Below are 24,640 nucleotides of genomic sequence, written 5' to 3' on the forward strand. Positions count from 1 at the left end.
AGGTCGTTTCAGGCGTCTGGCGTCGGTTTCTCTTCTGCCGCGGCCGCCTGGCGGCGCCTGATCTCGTTGCGATAAAGCTGCACGAAATCGATCGTCTCAAGGTTCAGCGGCGGGAAACCCCGTCCCGTGTCACGTCGCTGACGATGCGGCGCACAAAGGGGAAAATCATCCGTGGGCATTCAATCAGCAGAAAGGGATGCATCTGATCATCCGGCACGTTCTCGACCTGGAAGACGCCGACATACTCCAGTTCCATCAGGAACAGAGTTTCCTCGGTGCCCTTGTTCTTGGACGTGATCATCAGCTTGACCATCACCTCGAACTGATGCTCGGCTGAACGTTTCTTGGCATCCAGATTAACGGCCACCTGCACATCCGGATTCACGTCTCCGCCCGAGCCTCGCTGCGCCAGAGCGTTTTCGAATGACATGTCCCGTATGAACTGTGTGAGCACGTTCATTTTCGGCGCGGTTTGTGTTGCTTGGGTGTCCGTCTTGGCGGCACCGTTATCCTGTTCGGCCATCTGCTGTCTCCTGGCGGATAAATACATCGCGCGAAGCCTTAGCAGGATGCCGTACGCGCCTCAATGCCTGCTGTCTTAGTGCCGGGTCCAGCCAGAGCCGTCATGTGTCGGCTTCTTTGGTGTATCCACTTCCTTGTACTGGCCCTCGATCACATCATCGCGCCGCCCCGGTCTCGGATCGTTGCGCATGTCTCGCTGCCCGTCGGGACCCATCTCGAAACGCTGCACCTTGATCCGTTTGCGCAGGAACTGGAACAGGGATTTCCGGATGGGCGGTGCGAGCAGCGAAAAACCGACCGCGTCGGTAAAGAACCCAGGCGTCAGAAGCAGCGCACCGGCGATCAGAATCATGGCCCCATGCGCCAACGGCTCGGTCGGATCGTCTAGTTTTTGGAACGACGACCGAAGTTGCCCGATGGCCATGGCCCCCTGCGTGCGCACCAGCCATGTGCCAATGATCGCGGTCAAAACGACGATGGCCAGTGTGGGCCACAGCCCGATCAGGCCACCGACCTGGATAAAGAGCGCGATTTCGATCAGCGGCACCGCGAGAAAGGCTACAAATAGCCACATGAGCATGATCCTCCTTGGTTTCAAAGGCGGGCATGGTGGACTCGCCCGGATCAACACCCTACATAAGAACAACACCGGGAGGTTTCCATCCTGGGCACCTTGAGAGGTTTGAATGAATTCGCCCCTACTTCAATTGCTGGTCCTCGCAGGCATAGCGATTTTCCTCATCCTTCGACTGAAAAGCGTGTTGGGCACCCGCGACGGGTTCGAGCCTTCTCAACAGACGCGACCGTCCACGCCCACGCCATCGCGCCGGCAGGATTTCGAGGTGATCGACGGCGGCCCGGATCACGACATCACTGACCATGTGGCCGAGGGCTCCGACGACGCCAAGGCACTTGCCGACATGAAACGCACCGATAGCAGCTTCGCCGTAGGCGAGTTCCTGCAAGGTGCAAAACAGGCCTACGAGTGGATCCTGATGTCCTTTGAACGGGGGCAGATGGATGAGATCCGTCCCTTTCTCGACGATGACGTGTTCGATGCATTCAACAGCGTGGTGGAAGCCCGTGCGCAGCAAGGCCTCACCATCGAAGCCGAATTCGTCGGCGTGCGCGAAACCACGCTGGCCGGCGCGCGCTTCGACAATGCGACCAACACTGCCGAGATCACCGTGCGCTTCATCGGTGAACTGATCTCCGTCGTGCGCGACCAGAACGGTGAGATCGTCGAGGGTGAGCCCGGTAAAGCGAAAAAGCAGAAGGATACCTGGACGTTCGAACGTGTCATGGGTTCCGATGATCCCAATTGGCGGCTTGTTGCAACGGACGAATGATCGGACGGGCTGCAGCGGGATTCCTTCTTCTGTTGATGGCCGCAATCGCGGCCCGGGCCGAAGACGTGACACATACGGTGCTCGACTTCGATGAACTGAAGGGCTGGGAAGCGGATGATCACGAGCAGGCGCTCGATGCGTTCCTTCTGACCTGTCCGGATCTCGATGACCCGGATTGGCGCGCCCTGTGTGCCCTTGCCCAGCAGAAGCCGGACGCCAAGGAATTCTTCCGCCTTTTCTTTCGCCCCGTGCTGATCGAGGATGGAAAACGGGCTCTTTTCACCGGCTATTTCGAGCCCGAACTTTCGGGATCCCTGTCGTCGGACGATCGGTACCGTTACCCGCTATACCGCAAGCCACCAGAAGCCGCAGGCGATATACCCTGGCTATCGCGCCGGGAAATCGAGGCCGGTGTCGCCATGCAAGGGCGCGGGCTGGAGATCGTCTGGGTCGACGATCCGGTCGAGAAGTTCTTTCTTCAGATCCAGGGTTCCGGCCGTGTGACGCTTCCCGACGGGCGCAAGATACGGGTTGGATATGGCGGGGCGAACGGCCACGAATATCGCTCGGTCGGTGCCGAACTTGTTCGCCGCGGTATCTACCAGGCTCATCAGGTTTCGGCGCAGGTCATCAAGAACTGGGTTCGGCGCAATCCCATCGCCGGGCAGGAACTGCTTTGGCATAACCCATCCTATGTCTTCTTTCGGCGGATCGACTCTGTGCCTGCGCATATGGGCCCACTCGGGGCGATGAACCGTTCGGTCACCGCAGGGCGCACAATCGCCGTAGACCCGGCCTACGTTCCGCTCGGTGCCCCGGTCTGGATCGAGAAAGAGGGAGCCGGCCCGATCCGCCGCCTGATGATTGCCCAAGATACCGGTTCTGCCATCAAGGGCGCACAACGGGCCGACATCTTCATCGGCACCGGAGACGAGGCCGGTCGCACGGCCGGACGATTGCGCGATCCCGGTCGCATGGTCGTTCTGTTGCCGATCCAGCGCGCTTATGCCACGGCAACGGAGCCGAACCTTTGAGCCGGAGGCGGATCACGCCCGAGGAGCTCAAGCTCTGGCAGAAGGTGGCAAAAACGGCCGAACGGCTCGACCCCAAGCGGGACACCACTGCGCCCAAACTGTTGCATCCCAAGCATAAAAAAGAAACTGACACGGCAAAACCAGATCTGTCTCTTTTCGAGATCGGCCAGAACTCCCGTGGCTCGGATCACAGGCATGACACCCTGCCCGGCCTGCACGAACGTCTTGCGCATCAGCCGCTGCAGATGGACAAGCGCACCAACACACGTCTGAAGCGTGGCAAGGTCGAGCCCGAGGCAAGGATCGATCTGCACGGCATGACCCTGGCACAGGCGCAGCCTGCCCTGACCGGTTTCATCCTGCGCGCGCAGGCGCAGGGCAAAAGGCTGGTTCTGGTGATCACCGGCAAGGGCAAGAACACCGACACCGGCGGACCGATCCCCACAAGACATGGTGTCCTGCGTCACGCGGTGCCGCAATGGCTGGGCATGGCGCCGTTGTCTGGGCTGGTCTTGCAGATCACCCAGGCGCATGTGCGACATGGGGGTGGCGGGGCGTATTACGTCTATCTACGCCGCACCCGGTAACAGGGGTCTGGCGCGTGCGATGCCGATGGTCATCATCAGCGTGGTGAAGACGAAATAGCCTGCGACGATCAGGTATTGGCTTTCCAATCCCAGCCCCAGATCGATGCCAATGCCGGTCAGGCCGGGGCCGATGGCGGAGCCGAAAACCATGACGGCGGCGGCCATGGCCTTGATCGATCCCAAGCGGGCGGTGCCGTAGAATTCGGCCCAAAAGGCGTTGGGGAGTGTGGTGTTGGCACCCGTTGTCAGGCCAAGGAAGAAGAGGCCGGCGAGCAGAGTCAAGGTATTGTCGGAAAAGGCAAAAATCGCAAAGGCGGCAACCATGGGAAGTTGGAAGAACGGGATCAATCTGGCTGTGCCGAAGCGGTCGAGAGCCCAGCCGGACAGGACCATCGCGACGATGCCGACGGCGGTATAGAACGGGTAGAGGGCGACCAGCTGGACGTGGCGGATGCCCTTTAGATCGGCGAAGTGGACCTGGTGGAAAAAGAAGGCCGTGTTGAAGGCTGCGGGGCCCAGAAGTGCGGGGACCATGAACCAGAAAAGCCAATGAAATAAGGCCTGATTGCGAGTCCAGTGTCGGTTCTCCATGCCGACGGATTGGTCGGTTTGGGCCAGCATTTGCGGGGTGCGTTCGAGGCGGAGGAGGCGGTGGATGACGGGGACGCCGGCTAGGGCGATGAGGGCGGCGGCAACCCACAGCATGTGCCAGTCGTAGACGGCCAGAAGTGCAACGAAAACAAGGGGTAACAGCGCCTCGCCCAAGGCGAAGCCGAGGGTGGCGATGGACAGGGCCTTGCCCCTTGTGGCGATGAACCAGCGGGACATGGCGACGACGGCGAGGTGGCTGGTCATGCCCTGGCCGGTGAAACGCAGGGCAAAAATAACCGCGATCAACCCCCACCAGACCGGATTGAAGGCCATGGAGAGGCAGGCAAAAGCGAGTAATATCAATATGATAGGGGCGAGGGTGCGGACGCGAAAAAAATCCGTGAGGCCGCCGGCCCAGACCATGACCAGGGCGGAGGCGGTGGTGCCCAGCGTATAGATCCCGCCCCATTGCCCGTGGCTGAGTTCGAACGCGGCCCGAATCTCGCCGGCGAAGAGCGAGATAAAAAACGTTTGTCCAAAAGAACTTAAGAAGGTCAGCAGCATACCCGCCGACAGGAAGGGGAGGTTGTCACGGAGAAAATCGAGGAGCCGCATGGCCCCCTTCGTGGCCCGAAACCCGGGGGAAGGAAAGGGGATTCAAAGGGGTGTCGAATCGTTTCGTTAATTTCCCGGATCGGCCCAAAAGGACGTCGGTATCGCGTCGGTATCTGGGTGGTATGCCGACGGTGCGGTTTTTTGGGCTGGGGGTTAAGAGGGAGGGCGTTTGTTTATTGCGAAATAGCAGATACATATCGAGCAAATTTTCCAATCAATTTGCTCGAAGCGTAGAAAGTTGGTTATTGGAAGTTTGCCGAGATCGCGGCTATTTGCGGACCGGTCGCCTTCTTTGTTTCAGAACCGGAACGGTAGAACGCATCATCTCCGACGAAGCTCATTGCTTTTTGAGCCGGCACACGTACACGCACTACTTCAAGGTCTTTGTAAGTTATCGAGTCGATCGAAGTTAGAAGCGTTGTTTTCAAAGGCTCCGATAGGCTGGAGCCTTGGATATGATCAGTAAGTATCCTGAGATAATCGTCGAGAGATTTTCCGAGTAGTTTGGCTTCGCGTTCGATTCCAACGATGTTCACATGACGAACCTTGACTGGATCCGTTCCGTCAAGTTTCTTAATTCTATCTGCGTGCTCATCTTTGTCTGCGATACCGATGTAGAGGTACCCAGGTGCATCAGGACCAGCGTTTGCTATGCCACAGACTGTCTCAACAATTGTATCTAAAATTGATGGGTCCATCTCTCGAGTCTGATTTAGACGCAAAAAGCCTTGCTTGAACTCGTAACGCGAGGTTTCAGTTTTGGCCCGGCTTATGGAGTTTTCAAAATCAAGAATTACACCTGGTCCGTGAGAAAATGATGCGATGTCTTTTTTGGTAAAATGGTCGCGGATCAGACCCTTGGTGATGTTGATATTTGTTTTTCTGTCGTCCGCTTTTGTTTGTTTTTGGCCCACTTCGATTTTGTTCGTGAGATTGTTCAGGCAACCCATGATTTTATTCGGATCATCAGGAAACATGCTTTCTTTGATGATTAGTTCAAAAAAGGCCATGAAGGCTGCATAAAAAGGAGATTTTTGAGCGTTGGACGTTGCGCTAGGATAAACGGTTTTGCGAAAATAGTTTGTTTCTGAGCTACTGTTTTCAACCACGGATCTAAATGCTGAGAACACCATTTTAATTTCAGCAGAAATTTTTTCCTTTCCATAGGCCGCAAGACGTTTCTCGATGTCTTGAGCCTGCGCATGTGCGCTGTCGTACAGACTGTCTCGAAACAGTCTGGTTCCATCGACCGGGCCGCCTTTCAAAACAGATGCACAAATGTCGATGATCATTTCTTCATCATCGCTGTCCCTTAAATCACTCGTTCTAAGGATACCCTGCTGACACCAAAAAATTTCCTCGGCCTTCAGTTTGTAGCCGTGTGGGTTCTTTGAGGTTTCAATGCTTATTTCAGGCATGCTGTGCAAAGCCAGGCGGTCTTTCGATACATCACCTCGTAATTCAGCACCTAATTCGCGCACCAATTCAGCAAAGTTGCTCAAGACTCCTGCTTGGCGACGCTCCTGATCACTCAGTTGTTTTCCTCCGGAGTTAATCCTCCCGAAAATATCAGTTATCCGATTGTCATCCTCTCCAGAGAAGGATGTGACCGCCATCTGGTAGTCAAGAAAGTTCGAGCAAGTCTTTGGATCGAGACGCTTCACCTCATCATCAAGCTCTTCAAACAATCCTTCTTCCTGCGCCTGTCTAGCGCGGGCAAATTCTTTAAGGTCGAAGCATCTATCGTTAACCGTGTATCCGTGCTCAATGAAACTGAATATGGCGTTGAGCCGCTGCATACCGTCAATGACTTCGACAACAGCCGTGTCCTCAGGTCCTTCACTCGGTTTCTCTGCCAATAAAATCAGCGGAATTGGATATTGCAGCAAAATACTCTCAATGAGCTTGACCTTTTCTGCGATCGTCCAAACCAATTTTCTTTGATACTGTCGATTTACTACAAGCGTTCCATCCCGATATTCGCGATAAAGCGATTGAATACTAATGCCTTTGGGCGAAACGGCCATCTTTTGCTCCTACACGACAGTTCTTCCGTGCAACATGCAAGAAGGCAGTTGAACTCACAACTTAAAACAGATCGTTTTTGTTTGAGTTCTCACAAAACATACCTGCTCAAATCCGTCGACTTCATCAGCTCGCCCAGGTTGGCGTCCACGAAGGCTTCGTCCACGACCACCTTCTCGCCCGCACGATCCGGCGCGGTGAAGCTGAGTTCCTCGAACACGCGTTCCATCACGGTATAGAGCCTGCGCGCGCCGATATTCTCGATGGTCTGGTTGACCTCCGCCGCGATGCGGGCGAGGGCCTTGATGCCGTCCTCGGTGAATTCGACGTTGACCTCCTCGGTCCCCATGAGGGCGGAGTACTGGCGAGTCAGGGCGTTGTCCGTCTCGGTCAGGATGCGCACGAAATCTTCTTCCGTCAGCGCGCGCAACTCGACCCGGATGGGCAGGCGGCCCTGAAGTTCGGGCAGGAGGTCGGACGGCTTGGCGATGTGGAAGGCGCCGCTGGCGATGAAGAGGATGTGGTCGGTCTTGACCGGGCCATGCTTGGTCGAGACGGTCGTGCCCTCGATCAGGGGCAGCAGGTCGCGCTGCACCCCCTCGCGCGAGACGTCGCCGCCGCGGGCCTCTTGGCGGGCGCAAACCTTGTCGATCTCGTCAAGGAAGACGATGCCGTTCTGCTCGACCGCTTCCAGGGCGGTGCGGTTGACGGTTTCGTCGTCCAGCAGCTTGTCGGCTTCCTCGGAAATCAGGATGTCGTAGCTTTCGCGGACGGTCATCTTCTTGCGGGTGGTGCGTTGCCCGAAGGCCTTGCCGAAGATGTCGCCGATATTCATCATGCCCATCTGGCCGCCGCCGGGCTGGCCGGGGATGTCCATCATGCCAAGGGGTTGGACGTGTCGGCGACGTCAAGCTCGATCTCGGTGTCGTCGAGCAGGCCATCCTTGAGCTTCTTGCGGAACATTTCGCGGGTGGATTCACGGGCATCCTCGCCGGCGATGGCGGCGATGACGCGATCCTCGGCCTGTTGGTGGGCGCGGGATTTGACGTCTTCGCGCATGAAGTCGCGGGTCTGGGCGATGGAGCTGTCGACGAGGTCGCGGATGATCTGTTCGACATCGCGGCCGACATAGCCGACCTCGGTGAACTTGGTCGCCTCGACCTTGATGAAGGGGGCGCGGGCGAGTTTGGCCAGGCGGCGGGAGATTTCGGTTTTGCCGACGCCGGTGGGGCCGATCATCAGGATGTTCTTGGGGTAGACCTCCTCGCGCAGGTCGTCGGAGAGCTGCTTGCGGCGCCAGCGGTTGCGCAGGGCGACGGCGGTGGCGCGCTTGGCGTCCTTCTGGCCGATGATGTAGCGGTCGAGTTCCGAGACGATTTCGCGCGGGGTGAGGTCGGTCATGGGGCGTCCTGTGGTTGCGTTACGGGGGAACGTAAGCATGGGGGGGCGAAACGCAAGGTGCGGTTATTCGGAGGTTGCGGTGACGTCGTCATAGGGGGGCAGGCGGGTCTTGCCGGGGAAGTTGGGCAGGGCCCGCATGAGGGCGACGCGCAGGTGGGTCCAGAAGGTGCCGAGGCCGGTGATGAAGGCGCCGATGACGAGCATCAGGAGCGGCAACTGCGTGCCGCCGCCATCCATGCTGAAGAGCCAGTAGATCACGGCGGCGAGATAGCCCATGCCGGCGGTCAGAAAGGAACGGCGGTCGATCACGAGGGCAAGGCAGGTGACCAGAAGGAAGCCGATGATGGTGAGGATCGTGCCGAGCGCGCCGTCGAAATTGTAGACGGTCATCATAACCGTGTTCACCAGCGCGGGCGCGGCCAGCAGGTGCAGCCAGAAAGCCGAGCGGCCGCGGCGGCCGATGCGGTGCGGGTCCTGCATGTCGAACCAGAGGCCGGCGATGAAGGCGAGAATTCCGAAGATCAGCGTGCCGATGGCCAGGGACCCGCCCTGGCGCAGGTCGAAGAGGCTCCGGACACTGCCGGTGATCAGCGTGTCGACGGGGCTGGTTTCGGTGGTGATCGCGTAGATGGTCATGAAGCCGTAAAGGCCGACGAGCAGCATCGAGAAGGGCACGCGGAACCGGCGGTAATGCAGAAGGATCGAGGCCATGCCGCCGAGGCCGAGGAGGATGGCCGCCAATGCGCCGGAGGTGAGGCCGATCATGTCGAGCACATAGCCGATCAGCCCGCCCGCGCCGGTGGCGTAGGTGCAGACCAGCACGATGGAGGGCAGGCTCATCCTGCGTTTCAGTGTGAAGTAATGGGCCGCGAACCAGCCGACGGCCATGAGCGCCGCCATGACGAACACCACCCCGCCCGCGGCGAAGGCGAAGGTTACGGCGCCGGAGGTCAGCAGGATCAGGCCCAGCGAAATGAAGATCTCGGCAAAGCCCGAAAAGAGCTCGAACGGTTCGTCCTCGTTCGCGCGGCGGGCGATGCGGCCAGCGCGTTCGTGCGAGAGGGCGCTGAGGCGCGCGGCCTGGGCCTCGTCAATGATGCCGGCGGCGGTGGCGGCGCGCAGGTCGTCCTGGGTCAAGGTCATGGGAAGTCCTCTGGTCGTCTTCGCGCCAGCACTAATGGACCGTTTGGACGAAAGAAAGACCGCATTCCGACCTGCCCTGACTGACGAGCAATGCTCGCCAAGCGCTCGCTAGGCGCTGATGGTTTCCACGGTCAGGTTGCCGTTGGTGTAGACGCAGATGTCCGAGGCGATGGCCATGGCATCCCGCGCGATCTGTTCGGCGGACCTGTCGCTGTCGATCATGCCGCGCGCGGCGGCCAGCGCATAGTTCCCGCCCGAGCCGATGGCGGCGACATCGTGTTCGGGTTCCAGCACGTCGCCCGCGCCGGTGATGACGTAAAGCTGCGAGCCGTCGGTGACGATCAGCATCGCCTCGAGCTTTTGCAGGTACTTGTCGGTGCGCCAATCCTTGGCGAGTTCGACACTGGCGCGTTGCAGTTGGCCGGGGTCGCTTCCAGCTTTGACTCCAGCCGTTCCAGCAGGGTGAAGGCGTCGGCGGTGGACCCGGCGAAACCGGCGACCACGTCATAGCCGCCGGGGCTGATCCGGCGGACCTTGCGGGCGGTGCCCTTGATGACGGTATCGCCAAGACTGACCTGCCCGTCGCCCGCGACGACGACCTGTCCGCCTTTGCGGACGCCGATGATGGTTGTGCCGTGCCAGCCGGGGAAATCGCTCATGGTCGGGCTCCTTTGATCTTTGGACCTATATGGAAGGCGTGAGGGGGCGTGGCAACCCAGGTGGGCAAATGGAGCCGCGCATTGGCGGGCCGCGGTGCGGCGAACAGACGGGTGTTCGGGGCACTTTATGTCAGCCAAGTCCGCAAAACATTTGAGCGGAGTGCCAAGTTTAGCCAAATCGCCGTGCCGTGGGGGCGGCCCGGCGATGCGCGGCGGCGCAGCGTTGCTGCGCCTTGATTCCGCGCATTTTTCCACAACGTAAAAGGGCCGCTCATTAGGCGGCCCTTTCTTAACTTTATTCAACTGTTCTTCAGATCGACTCTTCGATCCAGCCTTGCAGCGCGGCCTTGGGCGCGGCGCCGGTCTTGGTCGACACGACCTCGCCGTTCTTGAAGATGAACAGCGCCGGAATGCCGCGCACGCCCAGTTGCGACGGCGAGTTGGGGTTCTCGTCCACGTTCACCTTGGCGATCTTGACCTTGCCGTCCATCTCTGCGGACAACTCCTCCAGCGCCGGGCCGATCTGCTTGCAGGGGCCGCACCATTCGGCCCAGAAATCCACCACGACGGGAATGTCGGAGTTCTTCACTTCGCTATCGAACGTATCGTCGGTTACGGCAACGGTGGCCATCTTGGTCTCTCCTTGAGCTCGGGTTCGACAGCGAACCTATGTAGCGGCATGGGGAGCGTCAAGCTATATGGGTGTCGGCCAAGGCTTGCGTCACAAGATCGTGTGGCAGCGGCATGAGAGTGGCGGTGCGGGTCCAGAGCAGCGCGGTCTCGATGGTGCGGCCGGGATAAATCTGTTGAAGGGCATGGGCATAGGCTCCCATCTGACGCAACAGCCCTGACGGGACGTTCTGAGGCGTGTCGGGTACCACGGCGTTGGTCTTGAAGTCGACAGCCAGGATTTTCTCGGGCGTCACGATCAGGCGGTCGATCGCGCCGTGAATGCGTTGGCCGTTCAGCGTGTCTATGTTGGCCGAAATGGACACCTCGGCCAAGGCGTCGGACGAGAAGAGCGGGCGCAGATGGTCCTGAGACAAAACGGTCTGCGCTTCTGCCAGTAGCAGGGCGAGGTCCGGCCCCTGCGCCGCGTCTGGCCCGTGGGCCAGCAGCGAGGCCGCAGTGGCGGGCCATGCGGCCATGTCATGCTGGGGCAGAATCTCCAGCAGGCGGTGCATCTGTCTTCCCCGGCGCTTGGCGGAGTCCTCATTGAGCCCCGCCTCCCCCGGCAGGGCCTTGTCGCCGCCAAGGTCGGACGGCGCGCGGGTCTCTGGCGCGGGCGGCGCGGACGGCGCGGGATCGGCGAACCACGGCGGGAGCAGTGGTGCCGCGGCGACGGTGACATCTGCGGAAACAGGCTCTAACCCGGCCCAATTCCCGCTTTGCAGCCTCAATCCCTGACCACCCTCGAAGACGTGCTCGGCCGCGTCCGAGCGCAGCATCCCGCCGCGCACCTTGCTGTACCAGTCGCGCCCCTCCTTATCGAGGTCGCCTGCGGCGGCGACGATCAGCCATTGCTCGGCCCGGGTCATGGCGACGTAAAGCAGGCGGTCGCGCTCGGCCCATTGCGCATCGCGCCCGGCGGCGTCGATGGCCTGCAGCGCGGCGGGAAGATCATCCTTGCGCGTCCGCCAGACGGCGGTATCGCCGGCCCCCACGAGCCTGGAATCGACGCGCAGATCGCGCTTGGCGCAGTCGGGCAGGATTACGATGGGCGATTCCAGCCCCTTGGCGGCATGCGCGGTCATAACGCGGATCCGGTTGCCCGCATTGTCCAATTGGCGCTTGATTTCGAGGTCGTCGGTTTCCATCCAGACGAGAAAACCCGTCAGGCTGTCGACCGCGTTGCGCTCATAGGCCATGGCCTGCGACAAAAGCGCGTCGATACCGTCCTCGGCCTCGGGTCCGAGCCGCGACAGAAGGCGGGCGCGCCCGTCGTGACGGGTGAGAATGCGCTCGATCATGTCGTAAGGGCGCAGGAAATCGGCGGCGCCGCGCAGATCGTTCAGGATGGCGAGGGTTTCGGGAAACTCGGCCGCACGGTCGCGCAGGGCCTGCCAGAGATAGCGTTGAGTGCGATAATGCGCGAGGTCGAAGATCTGCCCCTCGCTCCAGCCGAACAGCGGCGAGCGCAGGGCGGCTGCGAGCGAGAGGTTGTCTTCGGGTGTGGCGAGGAACGAGAGAAGCGCCGCGATATCGCGCACGGCCAGTTCCGCGCCGACGCGCAGGCGGTCGGCCCCGGCGACGGACAGGCCTTCGGATTTGCAGGCGCGGATGATCTCGTGAAAGAGGTCGGACCGGCGCTGGACGAGGATGAGAATGTCGCCTTCGGTGATGGCCTGCGCTTCGCCGCCGTCCTTGGATGGCAGGGGCGTTCCGAGAACGGTTTTGATGTTGCGCGCGATTTGCGCGGCAAGACAAGTCGCCGGGTCGCCGGGGGCCTTGATGTCGACTGGGTCGTACCACGGGGGCGGCTCCTCGGCCTCTTCCTTCTCGACGGGAGGCCAGAGATCGACACGGCCCGGCATGGCGGCGTGAAACGCCTTGTGCTTTTCGCGCTGGGTGAATCCGCTCGACTCAAGCCCCTGAAAGGTCTCGTCGACCAGCGAGAGGATGGTCTGTGCGGAGCGGAAGGAAAACTCCATCTCCATGTCCTGAAGGGGCGCTTCGGTGATTTTCAGCTTATTGCGAAAATCTGCCTTCATGCGGTCGAATCCTTCGGGATCGGCGCCCTGAAACGAGTAAATCGACTGTTTTTTGTCGCCAACGACGAAGATTGTGCGCTGGCGGTCGGCGCGTGCACCGGTGCCGCTGGTGAATTCCTGCGACAGGCGTTCGATCAGTTTCCACTGCACCGGACTGGTATCCTGCGCTTCGTCGACGAGGATATGGTCGATGCCGCCGTCGAGCTTGAAAAGCACCCAGTCTGCGACCTTGGGATCGTTTAAAAGGTCTCGACTGCGCAGGATGAGATCGTCGAAATCCAGCATGCCGCGCGCTTCCTTGGCGGCGGCGTAAGCGGGCAGGAAGATGGCGGCAAAGCGGTGCAGTGTCCACGCCGCGGCGCGGGCATCGAGCGCAAGCCGGGTATCGCGGCCGGCCTCGACGCGGGTCATGAACGCATTGAGTTTCTCGATCAGGTCCGGGTTGTCTTCGCGGACGGCTTTGGTCGGGAAAGAGCCTATCTTGGCCGAAAACGGCGATTTGGCACCGCTGCCGGTCAGAAACACTCCTTCCACGACCGGCAAGGCCTGAAGCGATGGGATATCGGCCATGGTCAGCTTGACCGCAGCGATGGCATCGGTCTTGCTGCCGGCCGTCAGGAGCGGCAGGAGATCGGCAATCAGATCCGCCTCGCCGCCCAGAAAGACCGAAGCCACGAGCCCCTGCTCGGTGTCGTCCGGTTTCAGGCCAAAAAGGCTCGACAGATCGGCATCGCGGATCGGTCCGGACAGCAGGTCCCGCTTGCCGACAATTTCCTGCGTCAGGCTATCCAGGTCTTCGCCGGTATATTGCTCGGCCAGATCGTAAAGCACCTGAGCGTCGGGGCCGCTGGCGATTTTCTCGACAACCTCGGACCGCAGCAGCGCGGCGGCGCGGTCTTCCATCTCGGTGAACTGAGGGCTGACCCCGGCCTCGAGCGGGAAGCGTCGCAGCAGGGCGGAGCAGAAGGAGTGGATGGTCTGGATCTTCAGCCCGCCCGGCGTTTCGATGGCCAACGCAAAAAGCCGCCGCGCCTCGCGCAGGCGCTCATGCGTGACCGGCGCGTCGATGCCAAGGTTGGTCAATTGCTGTTCCAGTTCCGCGTCGGACTGCATCGCCCATTCGCCGAGACGGTCGAACAAGCGGTTCTGCATCTCGGATGCGGCGGCCTTGGTATAGGTCAGGCACAGGATGTTCTGCGGGTCTGTTCCGGCCAGAAGCAGCCGTGCGACCCGGTCGGTCAGCACCTTGGTCTTGCCCGATCCCGCATTGGCCGACAACCATGTGGAGCGGTCGGGCCGGGCGGCGTCGATCTGACGCTGGGTGGCGTCGTCTACCATCTGCCCACCTTCTCCGGATCGGCGTCGTCAGTGATGTCCCACTCGCCGAAACGGGCCAGCTGATCGTAGTCGCCCGGCATGTCCTTGGTCTTCATCGCGCGGCGTGACAGGTAGCCCTGTCCGGGGTCCATGTAGCGGGCGACGAGATCCTTCAGCTCCGCCCATGTCTGGCCGGTCGGCACCTCGTCCAGCGGGGCCGGCACCTCGCAGGGGTCGCCGGTGAGCCCGATGAAGACGGCGCGGGCGACGGGGCCGGGGGCAAGATTGCCGAACCCGGCGCGTTCGGCCAGCGCGGCCTCGAGCAGAAGCTGCTTTTCGAATGCCTTCTGCGCCTTGGGCGACGGCGGCGCGCCGGTCTTGTAATCGTAGATATGCAGGCCTCCAGCGGCGTCGATGTCGATCCGGTCGGCCTTGGCCGTCAGGGTGAAGGCGTGCGGCTCGACCCGCGCCTTCGCCATTTGTTCGAACGCGGTGGGCCGGGCCAGCGCACGGCGGCCCGCCTCGGTTTCGATGAACCATTCCGCGATACGGGCGATCCGCGCGAACCAGAGCGCCCGCGCCTCGCCCCAAGGCACGGTTTGGTCGAGAACAGAGACTGTTTTCTGCGTCAGGTACGCCGGTGTCAGGTTGTCGGGATCATCCAGCGTGTCCTTGATCACATGTTCCAGCAGGTCGTGCAGCACCTCGCCACGCAGGCGCGCATCGGGCAGTTTCATCAGCGGATCGAGCGGGCGCAGGCGCAGGATCTTGTCGGCATAGATCGCGTAGGGATCGCGGATCAGTTTTTCGATGCGGGTGACGGACAGTTCCCTGGGTCGCGTTTCGACCGGGGGAATCGGCGCCGGACGCCGGGCGGAGGGCGTCGGCGCGACCGCCTCGAAAGTCTCGGCCAGCGCGAGCGCGTCGCGGCCGCGTTGCTTCATTTCGGCAAGCGCCGCTGCGCCGCCCTCTTCTTTCAACCCCTGAAGCAGGTTCGTCAGCCGGTTCAGCCAGCGAGACGGCACCGTTTGCGCATCGTCCGAGCGTATGGCGCGGGTGATCCAGACGGTGGGCGTGGCCGTCACGGCCTGCTGGAAATCATGCGCGGAGAGGCCGATCCTGCGCTCGGGCAGCAAGAGGCCGGCCTGGTGCCGCATATCGCGGTTGAGCCAAGGGTCGCGCGGCGGGGCCTCGGGCCAGGTCCCTTCGTTCAGGCCCGACAGGATCAGCAGATCGGCGCCCTGCACGCGCGCCTCGAGCGTGCCCCAGATCAGAACGCGAGGGTCGGGGTCGGTCTGTGCGCGGACGGTCTCGCGGGACAGGATGGCGTGAAAGAGGTTGATGTAGTCGAGTGCCCGCATCGCCTGACCGTGTTCGGCATTTTCGGCAATGTCAGAGACGCATTTATGCGCTTCGCGCCCCGCGCCTTCGTCCCAGAGCCGAAGCGGGGCATCGGCGTCGGGGCCGCGCGATATAGCCTCGGACAGCGCGATATGCGCGGTGACGATCTCGGTCAGCGGGCGCGCCTCGGGGTTTGCGTTGTCGAAAAAGCAGGACCGCAGCCAGTCAAGCCAAGGGCCGATATAGGGGTCTTCTATCGTTGCGGCCCAGGTTTGGAGTGTTGCGAGATCCGGCTCTGGCGGGCCTTGGCGGCGCAGGAATAGCTCCAGCTCGCGCGTCAGGCGCAAGTGCGGACCGCGTTCGCCGGCCATGTTCGTCAAGGGATGTTTCAGCAGGGTGAGCAGTTGCGCCACATCCAACGGCGCGTTCAGGATCTCGGCCACGTGGCGCAAAAACCGGCCGGGCGCGGAATGGTGCAGTGGCACGCCCGCGCTGTCGTCGGGCCGGATGCCCCAACGGTCCAGCGCAGAGGCGACCCGCCGGGTCAGGGTTCGGTCGGGCGTGATCAGCGCGGCGGTCTGGCCGTTCTCGACCGCCTCGCGCAGTCGCATGGCGATGCACAGCGCCTCGAGCCGCGCCGAGGGCGCCTCGAGCAGGGTGATGCCCGCGGTCGCAGACGTAATGTCGGGGGCCAGAGCGGGCCCGTGCGACAGCCATTCATCCGTCACGGGCGCGGGGCGCAGGGCCAGCGACACGAGACGGTTGCGTTCGGGCGATACAGGCTCTGTTCCCGGCCAGGCGCGGATGATGGCCGGCGCTGCGCCGAGATCGGACAAAAGCTGTGCAAAGCGGTATTGCGGGTGCTCCTCGCTGGTGCGCGGATCGGTCAGCTTGTCCCAGACGTGATCGGGCTGATCGGCGTCAAAGCCGGGCAGCACGACGGCGCCCTGCGGCAATTGCGCGACCGTCTTCATCAGCAGGCGCGTTGCGCCGCGAGATCCGGTGGAGCCTGCCAGGATGATCGGGTGATCGGGCGGCTGATCCTGCCAGAGGCGGGCGTAGGTCTCGATCACCAGGCGCTGGCGCGTCTCGACATCGGGTGCGTCGCTGCTGGCCTCGAAATAGGGGCCGAGTATGCCCAGAAACGTCTTGATCCGCGCCCAGTGACCGGACTGGTCGCCGGTGTCGATGCGGGTGATGTCGTCGGGCACGACGCCTTCGCCATGCATTTCGTCCATCAACTGGGCCAGGCTGTCGGACAGGTCATAAAGCGCGGCGCGCGGCGCGAGATCAGGCTCCCGGTCCAGCAGGGCGGAGACGAGGGTGATGAGTTCCAGTCGCCGTCGCAGGGGCGGGACCGGCTCGGGGATATGGGTGAGGCCGAGGACCTCGCCGAAGTCGGTGACAAGGCTGATCCGGGGCAGCAGGCGCGCCGGGCCTTGATCGAACAGCGCCCGGATGCGGCGGGCCATGCGCCGGGTGTTGACGACAAGATGCACGCGGGCCAGCGCCTCTGGCGGTTTCTCGGCATAGGCGTCGAGCAGGCCGCGCACCAGCTCCCGCGGGAAGTCGGCGCCCAGCGGCATGCCGAAAATGCGCGGGGTGTCGAGCGGATCAAACATGGGCGTTTCGCAGCATTTCTTCGGCGAGGGGGATGCCCTCGGGCGTACCGACGTCGCACCATTGGCCGGGATATGTCTGCGCATGAAGACGGCCCGTGTCGCGCATCCGGTTCCACAGGATGTTGAGCGAGAACGCAGGCTCGGGGATGGCGGAAATCCCGTCTGTCTTCAGGATCTGAAGGCCGGAATAGATGGCCCCGGGGCCACGCGTGGCGCGGCCGGACGCGTCGATGATGAAATCGCCGGTGCCGGCATGGCCGATGGCGTTCTGCGGCGGGATGCAGAGCAGAAGGGCATCCATTCTCTCGGGGTCCCACGCCGCGGCAAGCTGTGCCAGCGGGTTGGGGCCGGACCAGACGGCATCGGTGTTCATGGTAAAGACCGGGCCCTCGCCCAGCAGCGGCAGCGCCTTGCGCAGCCCGCCGCCGGTTTCGAGGATATCGGGCTGTTCGACGGAGACCGCGATATCGCGCCCGGCGAGGTGGGTTGCGACCTGGTCGGACAGGTAGTGGGTGTTGACCACCGCGCGCGCAGGCCCATACGCCGCCACGAGGTCGAGCGCGTGATCGAGAAGCGGCTTGCCCGCCACCTCGATCAATGGTTTGGGTCGCGACGCGGTCAGCGCCCCCATCCGCGTGCCAAATCCGGCGGCAAAGAGCATCACTGCGTCGGGGGCGTCGCGCATTTCGATTTCAGCTTTTCCAGAAGGGCCGCGTCGGGGGCGGGCAGCGTTTCGGCAAGGATCGCCTGCAAAGGCGCAAGGACCGGGTGGGCGAGGTCGCGCTGCAACAGGTCCCAGACGCGGGGGATCAGATCGATGTAATGCGCCTTGCCGTCCCGGATGCACAGCCGGGCGAACACGCCCAGGATGCGCAGGTTGCGCTGGGCGCCGAGCACGGCATAGGCGGCGGCAAAGGCCTCGGGGTGCTGGCTGGTTTGAAGCGCGTAGCGGTCGCGCATCCGTGCCTCCAACTCCGGCGGTACATCACGGCGGGCGTCCTGAAGCAGCGAGACAAGGTCATAGGCGCGATGGCCCAGCATGGCGTCCTGAAAATCCAGCAGGCCGACCCGGGCGATGCCTTCGCGGTCGGGCAGCCACAGCAGGTTTTGCGCGTGGTAATCGCGCTGGATCAGCACATCGCAATCCGCGGCGTGTTCGGCCAGAAGATCATGCAGGCAGGTTTCGAACGCGGGCTGGCTGGCCGGATTGGATGTGTCCGTTGCACCGGGAATGTACCAGTCGAAAACCAGCGCGGAGAGAGCAGTCGCGGTGGGCGGGTCATAGCGGGCCAGCCCGGCGGGCGGAGTCTGGGCGTGCAGGTGGATCAGAACGTCGATCGCGGTGGAATAGAGCCTATTTTCCAGGTCCGGATTGCGCGGAACGATGCTGGCGAAGAGCGCGTCGCCAAGGTCTTCCAGCAACAGCAGGCCGCCCGTTTCGTCGCGCGCGAGCACGCGCGGGGCGCTGAGCCCGATGCCGGTCAGATACTCGGCGATATGGATGAACGGGCGCACATCCTCGCCCTTATGGGGCGGCGCGTCCATCAGCACGGCGCGCTGGGCCGAGGAGGGCCGGATCAGGCGCAGGTAGCGGCGGTTCGAGGCATCGCCCGCGAGGTGCGACACCACCGCGTCGGCCCATCCCGCGCGTTCGATGAAGTCGCGGATTTCACCCTCGCGGCTGTCCGGTTCAAGATGACTCATGCGGAAAACTCCCCTGCGCGGTCATCCCATCGCGGATCGCGCCAGGTGATGTCAAGAACACGCTGATCGGGGTCGTCATGCGGCGCGAAGGCAAGTGTCAGCGCATTGGTCGGAACAAGGGTGCCCAGCCGGTCGGGCCATTCGACAAGCGTGACACTGTGATCGAAAGCCTCGAGCAGGCCAAGCTCGATCACCTCTTCCGGTGAGGACAGGCGATAGAGATCGGTGTGCCAGATGTCGAAGCCGGCCCCTTCGTAGGTCTGCACAAGGGTGAAGGTCGGGGATGGGACATCCTCGGGCACGGGTAGCAGGGATTGGATCAGGCTGCGGGCGAAATGGGTCTTTCCGGCACCCACGGGCCCATCGAGCAGCAGCACGTCGCCCGGGCGCAGACCGGCCCCGATCCGCCGGGCGAGGGTGGCGGTGGCGTCCGGGCCGGGAAGGGCGAGATGGAGGGTGCGGGCGGGCATGGGCCGACACTACACCGCCGGGAATGGCCTGCAACCCACAGCGCAGTTCAGACGGACACTTTTGCAGCCGTGCGGGACACCTTGCCAAGGGCACTCAGCGTTATGATCGCAGAATTGCCCGGCAGGTGCCGGACATGGCAGGACAGCAACGCACCATTCTGCCCGGTCAGCGTGACCTTGACCGCGTCGCGTGCCAGCACCGCCTGTTCGATCCGTGACCAGTCCAGACCCGGCAGCACCTTGCGACTGGCGGCCAGGAAATCGCGCAACGTCATGTCCGCGAACGAGGCGTCGGGATCGACCCCGAGCATCTGGCGGCAGGCCAGGTTGCACAGGGTCAAGACGTTGTCCGGACCGAAGACAACCATGGCCTGGTCGCTGGCGTCCAGCACGGCATCCCGCAGGCAGATCTGGCTGTTATAGTGCCGTGTAAGCGAGACGTTGTCGGTGATATCCTCGAACAGAAAGGCGATTGCCCCGTCCGGGTGCGGACGCCCGGTGACGCGATAGGTCATGCCGTTGGGCAAATGCCAGTCCTCGAGATACAGACCCCCGGCGGCGGTAGTGATCATGTCCTCGATCTGCTTGCGCCAGGTGGCGTAGTCCTTCGGCTCCGGCAGAACGCGATTGTCGCGCAGGCTGTCGAAGAACTGCATCAGTGGCAGTTGCGCCGACAAGAGCGGCGCGGGAAGCCCGGTCAGGTCCAGCAGCGCGGGATTGAACAGCGCCAGCTGGCGGTTCCGGTCAAAGATGGCAAGGCCGGTCGTCAGGTGGGCGAATATCTTGGTCAGGGTCTGGATGAATTCGCGCCGGACGGTTTCGGCATGTGCGACGCGGGTGACGTCGGTGGCAAAGACGGCGCGGACGTCGCTCGTCTGGACGTGCTCGACCTCGAAGATACGGTCCGGCGGGGTGTCTTGCGAGGGTACACGCACGCGGGTCGCGCCGCCCGCCCCGGTGGAAGCCTCGACCAGACGTTGCGCAAGGGAGTGGGGATGATCGGCGAAAGCGGCGTTCTCCCAGATCGTCTGGCCGGCCGTATCCAGCATGCGCACGGCACAGGGAGCGTATTCGAACACCGCCTGGTAGCGCGCGACGGCGTTGTCCAGCCGGCGCGCGCGGTGCCGGTCGAGCGGGCCGGGGGCGACAGGCTCGGTTACCTCGACCCGTTCGGCACCGTGGTGGCGCGAGAGGGTCAGCGAGGCACTGTCGCTGTTGCCTGTTGCGGGTAGATCGCGGCTTTCGCCGTCTTTTAATTCGGTCAGGGAGCGGGGCAGCGGCCCGAAGCGGTTGCCCAGCCAGTGGCGCAGGTCGGACCATTGGCCGATTTCGCCCGAGGCAAGACCCGACAGGGCATCGGGCCGGGTATCCAGGTGCGTGAGCTCGTCGTCGTGAAAAAGAAAACTGGCGGAGAGCGCAGCCTGATTGTCCGGCGCGGGCGGGTCCTGTGCGGCGGCGCGCCACCACCGGCCCAGCATCCACAGAACCAGCAGCGAGATCACCGCCGAGGCGGCGAGGGCCAGTGCAAGCGAAAGAGGCGTGAAACCAGCCATGCAAAATGTCCCTGCTCCCGTGACAGGCACCAGAATGACGCGCCAAGGTTAATGCGCCGTTAACAAGTCTTGCCTCAGGTCTCGATCAACTGGTTGTCGCCAAGGGACTGGCGACCCTGCCGGTCGTCGCTTTCCAGCCGTGACCGCGGCCAGGACACCTCGACAAAGGCGCCGGTGCGGTCGGAATAGCCCTCGCGCTTGCGGAACGAGTCGCTGCCGTTGGCAAAGGTCAGGTCCGCGCCCGAGCGTTCCAGAAGCGTCTTGGCGATGAACAGGCCCAAGCCCATGCCCTCATAGCCCGGGCGCTGTGCGTCGGAGCGTGCGGCGCGCCGTCGGATGAAGGGCTCGCCGATGCGGCCCAGAAACTGCTGTGGGTAGCCGCGCCCGTCGTCCATGATCCGGACAGTGATGTTCGTATCGCTCCATTCGCTGTCGATCCAGACACTGTTTCGGCTGAAATCAACCGCATTCTGGATCAGGTTGCGCAGCCCGTGGATGATTTCGGGACGGCGCAGGACGGTGGGTTGCGGCCCGGCATGGGCGATGTCGGCGACGATCTCGAACCGGATGTCCTTGCCCCGGTGAAGATGCGGTTCGGCGGCCTCTTCCAGCAGGGCCGAGAGCGGCGCGCGGCGCAGGTGCAAGTCATCCTTGCCCGCCCGCCCCATGGACCGAAGGATATCGCGGCAGCGGTCGGCCTGTTCGCGGATCAAGAGGGCGTCGTCGCGCAGGTCGGGATGGTCGTCCAACTCCTCGGCCAGTTCCGCGCTGGTCAGCTTGATCGTGGCAAGAGGCGTGCCCAGCTCGTGCGCCGCTGCGGCCACCACCCCGCCTAGGTCGGTCAGCTTCTGTTCGCGGGCCAGTGCCATCTGCGTGGCCTGCAACGCCTCGGACATGGCGTACATTTCCGAGACGATCCAGCGGGAATAGACCCCCAGGAACACCACCGCGATCAGGATCGCGGTCCAGTTGCCGAAAAGAAAAAGGTCGGGGATGAACAGCAGCTGCCCGTTCTGCGCAGTCAGCGGCATGTAGAAACGCGTCAGCAGGGACGTGATCAGGATGGCCGTGCCACCGAGAAAGATCGTCGAGCCGGCGGTCAGCGCCGAGGCCGAGACCGTGACCGGCCCCACGATCAGGATCGAGAACGGGTTGTGCAGACCCCCGGTCAGGTACAGCAGCACGCTGAGCTGCAGCATGTCGAACAGCACCACCAGCAGCGTCTCGCGCTGGCTGAGCCGCTTGTTTTCCGGAAAGACGAAATAAGCCGTGACGTTGGAGATGATCGACAGGCCGACGACGAAATAGCACAGCCCGAAGGCGAGGCTGAGCCCCAGCACGTATTGCGCGACCAGGAGTGCTGCCAATTGCCCGGTCACCGCCCACCAGCGCAGCATGATCAGCGTGCGCAGCGGGACCGACTGCCGGCCGGAGCCGAATTCCTGCGAGGTCGCGTGGGTGTGTGCCATGCGTGATCTTGTCTCTCTTTCCTTCGCCGAAGGGTGGCTTTAGATGTGCCACAGGCAAGCGGATATTCCTAGCGAGAGGGCGGGCGCCATGACACGAGTATATGCAATTCTTGCGGGAGTGGCCGTGATCGCGTTGCTGGGCGTGACTTATTTCGTCACCCAGCGAGGTGGCGCGGACGGCGAACAGTTCGCCCAGTGCCGGGGCGGCGCCGTGGCCGGCGGGGCCGGTGCCATCGGCGGGCCGTTCACCCTGGTCAGCGAAACCGGCGAGACGGTGACCGAAGAAGACGTGATCGACAAACCGTCGCTGATCTACTTCGGCTATACCTTCTGCCCCGATGTCTGCCCGATCGACAACGCGCGCAACGTGGCCGCCGTCGATATCCTGGAGGAACGCGGCAAGGACGTGAAGCCCGTCTTCATCACCGTCGATCCCGAGCGCGACACGGCCGAGGTGATGCGCGAGTTCACCGATGCCTTCCACCCCGATCTGCTGGGCCTCACAGGCAGCGAGGAGCAAGTGAAGACCGCGACCAACGCCTATCGCGCGTTCTCGTCAAAACAGGACAGCGATGATCCCGATTACTATCTCGTGGACCACTCGACATTCACCTATCTTACCCTGCCCGAACATGGATTTGTCGAGTTTTTCCGGCGGGATGACACGGCAGAGCAAATGGCCGACCGTGTCCAGTGCTACTTAGATGCCAGTTGACCCTGCGATAGTTTGACGCATCATGGGCAAGCGCTAGATCTAAAGGCGCAAGCGGGAGGAGACTTGCATGACAGCCGAGCACACGGAGATCGGAGCCGACAGGACATTGCTGCTTGTCGATGACGACGAGCCCTTTCTGCGGCGCCTGGCAAAGGCGATGGAAAAGCGGGGCTTCGAAGTGGAAATGGCGGGCTCCGTAGCCGCGGGGCAGGCCATCGCCACGGCGCGTCCCCCGGCCTATGCGGTGTGCGATCTGCGGCTGGAGGACGGCAATGGCCTCGACGTGGTGGAAACCATTCGGGAAAGGCGGCCCGACAGCCGGGTCGTGGTGCTGACGGGCTATGGCGCGATTGCCACCGCTGTGGCGGCGGTGAAGATCGGGGCGACGGACTACCTGTCGAAACCCGCCGATGCGACGGACATCACCAACGCCTTGCTGGCCAAGGATGACGAGATGCCGCCGCCCCCCGACAATCCGATGAGCGCCGACCGCGTGCGGTGGGAGCATATCCAGCGGGTCTATGAGCTGTGCGACCGCAATGTCAGCGAGACGGCGCGGCGGCTGAACATGCATCGCCGGACGTTGCAGCGGATCCTGGCGAAACGCTCACCGCGATAAGGCATTTCGACTTCTGATGGATCACCTTTCGCTGCTTGAAATCTGACGATTTCAACGCAAAAGGTGATGCAGTTCGATTTATCCAAAGCCGAAACGCTACAGATCGTAGCGCTTGCACAGGCGGTCGACGGTGGTGCCGTCGGCCAGCACCGTGTCGGGCAGGCGTCGGTAATCCTCGAACCCCTTGCTTTGGTAATAGGTCAGGCCGCTTTCGTTGTCGGCGCGGATCGTGGCGTTTATCCATTCATAACCCAGCCGCCTCGCGAAGGTCTTTGTAGCCTCGAACAGGTGCGAGCCGATCCCAAGGCCGGTCTGACCCAGCCGCACGAAAGTGGCGATGTCCGCGGCCTCGGGCGGCAGCTCGGGATGCGGGCCGATATGCTGGAACCCAAGCACATGAGCGTTGTCGTCCTCGGCCAGTATCCAAGCGGTTTGGCCGGGATAGAGACGCATTTCAGACCGCATTTCATCCGCAGTGATCGGAGTGGTCCGCGCGGTGGTGCCACCTTTGGCGATGATCTGGTTCAACAGATCCGCCATCTGGCGCGCGTCGAGCGGATTGGCCTGCCGGACGTGGATCATTCGGTCAGGCGCATCAGCTCGGCGTGGCGGGCGGTGTAATCGGCGCGGGCCTCCATCGGCGGGCGCAGAACGATGCGGAGACCCTCGACGATTTCGGACGGGGGCGTCCCGAAAAAGCGAGTCGCCTCGGCTTCGGAAAAGCCGGCGATGGTCGTCGCCTCCATCCAGGCGCTGATCCTGTCGGCCTTCTTGATCGTCTTCTTGACCTGCGCCGGGATCGTGGCCGGCAGGCCAAAGCGCAGGTGCACCGCCGCCGCCAGCCGCTTGTCGAGCACGTCATACCCCGGCCCGACGGCATTCTTGACCGGCGAGATCATGTCGCCGATCACGTATTCCGGCGCGTCGTGCAGCAGGGCGGCCAGTTGCCATTTCGGCTCGGGGCGCGGAACAAGGCGGGAATAGAGCCTTTCCACCAGCAGCGAATGCTCTGCCACGGAATAGGCGAAATCGCCGTTTGTCTGCCCGTTCCAGCGCGCGACGAAAGCGAGACCGTGGGCGATATCCTCGATCTCGATATCGACGGGCGTCGGGTCCAGCAGGTCGAGACGGCGACCGGACAGCATCTTTTGCCAGGCACGGGGAGGCGGCACGGCGGGCTCCGTGGTAAGGAC

The 24,640-nt window shown here is 62.7% G+C and carries 19 protein-coding genes and 3 pseudogenes; 5 read left to right on the top strand and 17 right to left on the bottom strand.

What is annotated here, in order from left to right; translation table 11 throughout:
* Window positions 1–8 precede the first annotated feature (8 nt).
* Window positions 9–523: pseudogene (secB, locus tag ACSQ76_RS00435) on the bottom strand (protein-export chaperone SecB).
* A gap of 75 nt (window positions 524–598) precedes the next feature.
* Entirely contained in the window at window positions 599–1,096 is a 498-nt protein-coding gene (locus ACSQ76_RS00440; RefSeq protein ID WP_437155015.1) for an FxsA family protein, read from the bottom strand.
* 112 nt (window positions 1,097–1,208) lie between these two features.
* On the opposite strand from ACSQ76_RS00440, the gene ACSQ76_RS00445 reads away from it, so the two are divergent.
* From ACSQ76_RS00445 to ACSQ76_RS00455, 3 genes are read left to right on the top strand one after another with little or no spacing between them, the layout of a single operon-like run.
* Window positions 1,209–1,871 carry a Tim44/TimA family putative adaptor protein gene (locus ACSQ76_RS00445; RefSeq protein WP_437155016.1) on the top strand — a complete coding sequence of 221 codons (663 nt, stop codon included), beginning with the start codon at window positions 1,209–1,211 and terminating at the stop codon, window positions 1,869–1,871.
* Entirely contained in the window at window positions 1,868–2,905 is a 1,038-nt protein-coding gene (mltA, locus tag ACSQ76_RS00450; RefSeq protein ID WP_437155017.1) for a murein transglycosylase A, read from the top strand. The genes ACSQ76_RS00445 and mltA overlap by 4 nt, the downstream gene beginning before the upstream one ends.
* Window positions 2,902–3,492, top strand: a complete 591-nt coding sequence (locus ACSQ76_RS00455; protein WP_437155018.1) for a Smr/MutS family protein — start codon at window positions 2,902–2,904, stop codon at window positions 3,490–3,492. The genes mltA and ACSQ76_RS00455 overlap by 4 nt, the downstream gene beginning before the upstream one ends.
* On the opposite strand, the gene ACSQ76_RS00460 is transcribed toward ACSQ76_RS00455, so the two are convergent.
* The 13 genes and pseudogenes from ACSQ76_RS00460 to regB all read right to left on the bottom strand — a co-directional run bounded on the left by ACSQ76_RS00460 (window position 3,475) and on the right by regB (window position 22,113).
* Window positions 3,475–4,698: an MFS transporter gene (locus tag ACSQ76_RS00460; protein WP_437155019.1), complete on the bottom strand. Its 1,224-nt coding sequence runs from the start codon at window positions 4,696–4,698 to the stop codon at window positions 3,475–3,477. The genes ACSQ76_RS00455 and ACSQ76_RS00460 overlap by 18 nt on opposite strands.
* 242 nt (window positions 4,699–4,940) lie before the next feature.
* Window positions 4,941–6,725, bottom strand: a complete 1,785-nt coding sequence (locus ACSQ76_RS00465) for a GmrSD restriction endonuclease domain-containing protein (protein WP_437155020.1) — start codon at window positions 6,723–6,725, stop codon at window positions 4,941–4,943.
* Window positions 6,726–6,814: 89 nt separating this feature from the next.
* Window positions 6,815–8,124 (bottom strand): annotated as a pseudogene (hslU, locus tag ACSQ76_RS00470) (ATP-dependent protease ATPase subunit HslU).
* Between the two features lie 63 nt (window positions 8,125–8,187).
* Window positions 8,188–9,267 carry a hypothetical protein gene (locus ACSQ76_RS00475; protein ID WP_437155021.1) on the bottom strand — a complete coding sequence of 360 codons (1,080 nt, stop codon included), beginning with the start codon at window positions 9,265–9,267 and terminating at the stop codon, window positions 8,188–8,190.
* Window positions 9,268–9,375: 108 nt separating this feature from the next.
* A pseudogene (hslV, locus tag ACSQ76_RS00480) lies at window positions 9,376–9,926 on the bottom strand (ATP-dependent protease subunit HslV).
* Window positions 9,927–10,236: 310 nt separating this feature from the next.
* Window positions 10,237–10,557: a thioredoxin gene (gene trxA, locus ACSQ76_RS00485; RefSeq protein WP_306127234.1), complete on the bottom strand. Its 321-nt coding sequence runs from the start codon at window positions 10,555–10,557 to the stop codon at window positions 10,237–10,239.
* 58 nt (window positions 10,558–10,615) lie between these two features.
* Window positions 10,616–13,975 carry a double-strand break repair helicase AddA gene (gene addA, locus ACSQ76_RS00490; protein ID WP_437155022.1) on the bottom strand — a complete coding sequence of 1,120 codons (3,360 nt, stop codon included), beginning with the start codon at window positions 13,973–13,975 and terminating at the stop codon, window positions 10,616–10,618.
* A complete protein-coding gene (gene addB / locus ACSQ76_RS00495; RefSeq protein ID WP_437155023.1) occupies window positions 13,969–16,917 on the bottom strand; it encodes a double-strand break repair protein AddB in 2,949 nt (982 codons plus the stop codon). Before addB ends, addA begins: the two co-directional genes overlap by 7 nt.
* Window positions 16,910–17,602, bottom strand: a complete 693-nt coding sequence (locus ACSQ76_RS00500) for a nucleotidyltransferase family protein (protein WP_437155024.1) — start codon at window positions 17,600–17,602, stop codon at window positions 16,910–16,912. Before ACSQ76_RS00500 ends, addB begins: the two co-directional genes overlap by 8 nt.
* Window positions 17,578–18,621, bottom strand: coding sequence for an aminoglycoside phosphotransferase family protein (locus ACSQ76_RS00505; RefSeq protein ID WP_437155025.1), 1,044 nt, complete (start codon window positions 18,619–18,621; stop codon window positions 17,578–17,580). The genes ACSQ76_RS00500 and ACSQ76_RS00505 overlap by 25 nt, the downstream gene beginning before the upstream one ends.
* Window positions 18,618–19,091, bottom strand: a complete 474-nt coding sequence (gene tsaE / locus ACSQ76_RS00510) for a tRNA (adenosine(37)-N6)-threonylcarbamoyltransferase complex ATPase subunit type 1 TsaE (RefSeq protein WP_437155026.1) — start codon at window positions 19,089–19,091, stop codon at window positions 18,618–18,620. The genes ACSQ76_RS00505 and tsaE overlap by 4 nt, the downstream gene beginning before the upstream one ends.
* A 47-nt stretch (window positions 19,092–19,138) precedes the next feature.
* Window positions 19,139–20,644 (bottom strand): PAS-domain containing protein, encoded by a 1,506-nt coding sequence (locus ACSQ76_RS00515; RefSeq protein WP_437155027.1) that lies wholly within the window; start codon window positions 20,642–20,644, stop codon window positions 19,139–19,141.
* Between the two features lie 74 nt (window positions 20,645–20,718).
* Window positions 20,719–22,113 carry a sensor histidine kinase RegB gene (gene regB, locus ACSQ76_RS00520; protein ID WP_437155028.1) on the bottom strand — a complete coding sequence of 465 codons (1,395 nt, stop codon included), beginning with the start codon at window positions 22,111–22,113 and terminating at the stop codon, window positions 20,719–20,721.
* Between the two features lie 88 nt (window positions 22,114–22,201).
* On the opposite strand from regB, the gene ACSQ76_RS00525 reads away from it, so the two are divergent.
* Window positions 22,202–22,828: an SCO family protein gene (locus ACSQ76_RS00525; protein ID WP_437155029.1), complete on the top strand. Its 627-nt coding sequence runs from the start codon at window positions 22,202–22,204 to the stop codon at window positions 22,826–22,828.
* 67 nt (window positions 22,829–22,895) lie between these two features.
* Entirely contained in the window at window positions 22,896–23,447 is a 552-nt protein-coding gene (locus tag ACSQ76_RS00530) for an ActR/PrrA/RegA family redox response regulator transcription factor (protein ID WP_306127225.1), read from the top strand.
* Between the two features lie 96 nt (window positions 23,448–23,543).
* On the opposite strand, the gene ACSQ76_RS00535 is transcribed toward ACSQ76_RS00530, so the two are convergent.
* Together ACSQ76_RS00535 and ACSQ76_RS00540 are read right to left on the bottom strand one after the other, a co-directional pair.
* The gene (locus ACSQ76_RS00535; protein ID WP_437155030.1) at window positions 23,544–24,029 is read right to left on the bottom strand and encodes an N-acetyltransferase family protein; all 486 of its coding nucleotides are present in this window, start codon (window positions 24,027–24,029) and stop codon (window positions 23,544–23,546) included.
* Window positions 24,026–24,592 (bottom strand): HD domain-containing protein, encoded by a 567-nt coding sequence (locus ACSQ76_RS00540; protein WP_437158130.1) that lies wholly within the window; start codon window positions 24,590–24,592, stop codon window positions 24,026–24,028. The genes ACSQ76_RS00535 and ACSQ76_RS00540 overlap by 4 nt, the downstream gene beginning before the upstream one ends.
* Window positions 24,593–24,640: the final 48 nt, after the last annotated feature.

It is taken from the genome of Roseovarius sp. B08 (assembly GCF_051417955.1).
Taxonomy (GTDB): Bacteria; Pseudomonadota; Alphaproteobacteria; order Rhodobacterales; family Rhodobacteraceae; genus Roseovarius.

What these genes read in the sequence shown, in the direction of transcription:
- ACSQ76_RS00440 (WP_437155015.1), bottom strand. Translation starts at nt 1,096, where the DNA reads ATGTGGCTATTTGTAGCCTTTCTCGCGGTGCCGCTGATCGAAATCGCG.
- ACSQ76_RS00445 (WP_437155016.1), top strand. Translation starts at nt 1,209, where the DNA reads ATGAATTCGCCCCTACTTCAATTGCTGGTCCTCGCAGGCATAGCGATT.
- mltA (WP_437155017.1), top strand. Translation starts at nt 1,868, where the DNA reads ATGATCGGACGGGCTGCAGCGGGATTCCTTCTTCTGTTGATGGCCGCA.
- ACSQ76_RS00460 (WP_437155019.1), bottom strand. Translation starts at nt 4,698, where the DNA reads ATGCGGCTCCTCGATTTTCTCCGTGACAACCTCCCCTTCCTGTCGGCG.
- ACSQ76_RS00465 (WP_437155020.1), bottom strand. Translation starts at nt 6,725, where the DNA reads ATGGCCGTTTCGCCCAAAGGCATTAGTATTCAATCGCTTTATCGCGAA.
- ACSQ76_RS00475 (WP_437155021.1), bottom strand. Translation starts at nt 9,267, where the DNA reads ATGACCTTGACCCAGGACGACCTGCGCGCCGCCACCGCCGCCGGCATC.
- trxA (WP_306127234.1), bottom strand. Translation starts at nt 10,557, where the DNA reads ATGGCCACCGTTGCCGTAACCGACGATACGTTCGATAGCGAAGTGAAG.
- addA (WP_437155022.1), bottom strand. Translation starts at nt 13,975, where the DNA reads ATGGTAGACGACGCCACCCAGCGTCAGATCGACGCCGCCCGGCCCGAC.
- addB (WP_437155023.1), bottom strand. Translation starts at nt 16,917, where the DNA reads ATGTTTGATCCGCTCGACACCCCGCGCATTTTCGGCATGCCGCTGGGC.
- ACSQ76_RS00500 (WP_437155024.1), bottom strand. Translation starts at nt 17,602, where the DNA reads ATGCGCGACGCCCCCGACGCAGTGATGCTCTTTGCCGCCGGATTTGGC.
- ACSQ76_RS00505 (WP_437155025.1), bottom strand. Translation starts at nt 18,621, where the DNA reads ATGAGTCATCTTGAACCGGACAGCCGCGAGGGTGAAATCCGCGACTTC.
- tsaE (WP_437155026.1), bottom strand. Translation starts at nt 19,091, where the DNA reads ATGCCCGCCCGCACCCTCCATCTCGCCCTTCCCGGCCCGGACGCCACC.
- ACSQ76_RS00515 (WP_437155027.1), bottom strand. Translation starts at nt 20,644, where the DNA reads ATGGCTGGTTTCACGCCTCTTTCGCTTGCACTGGCCCTCGCCGCCTCG.
- regB (WP_437155028.1), bottom strand. Translation starts at nt 22,113, where the DNA reads ATGGCACACACCCACGCGACCTCGCAGGAATTCGGCTCCGGCCGGCAG.
- ACSQ76_RS00525 (WP_437155029.1), top strand. Translation starts at nt 22,202, where the DNA reads ATGACACGAGTATATGCAATTCTTGCGGGAGTGGCCGTGATCGCGTTG.
- ACSQ76_RS00530 (WP_306127225.1), top strand. Translation starts at nt 22,896, where the DNA reads ATGACAGCCGAGCACACGGAGATCGGAGCCGACAGGACATTGCTGCTT.
- ACSQ76_RS00535 (WP_437155030.1), bottom strand. Translation starts at nt 24,029, where the DNA reads ATGATCCACGTCCGGCAGGCCAATCCGCTCGACGCGCGCCAGATGGCG.
- ACSQ76_RS00540 (WP_437158130.1), bottom strand. Translation starts at nt 24,592, where the DNA reads ATGCTGTCCGGTCGCCGTCTCGACCTGCTGGACCCGACGCCCGTCGAT.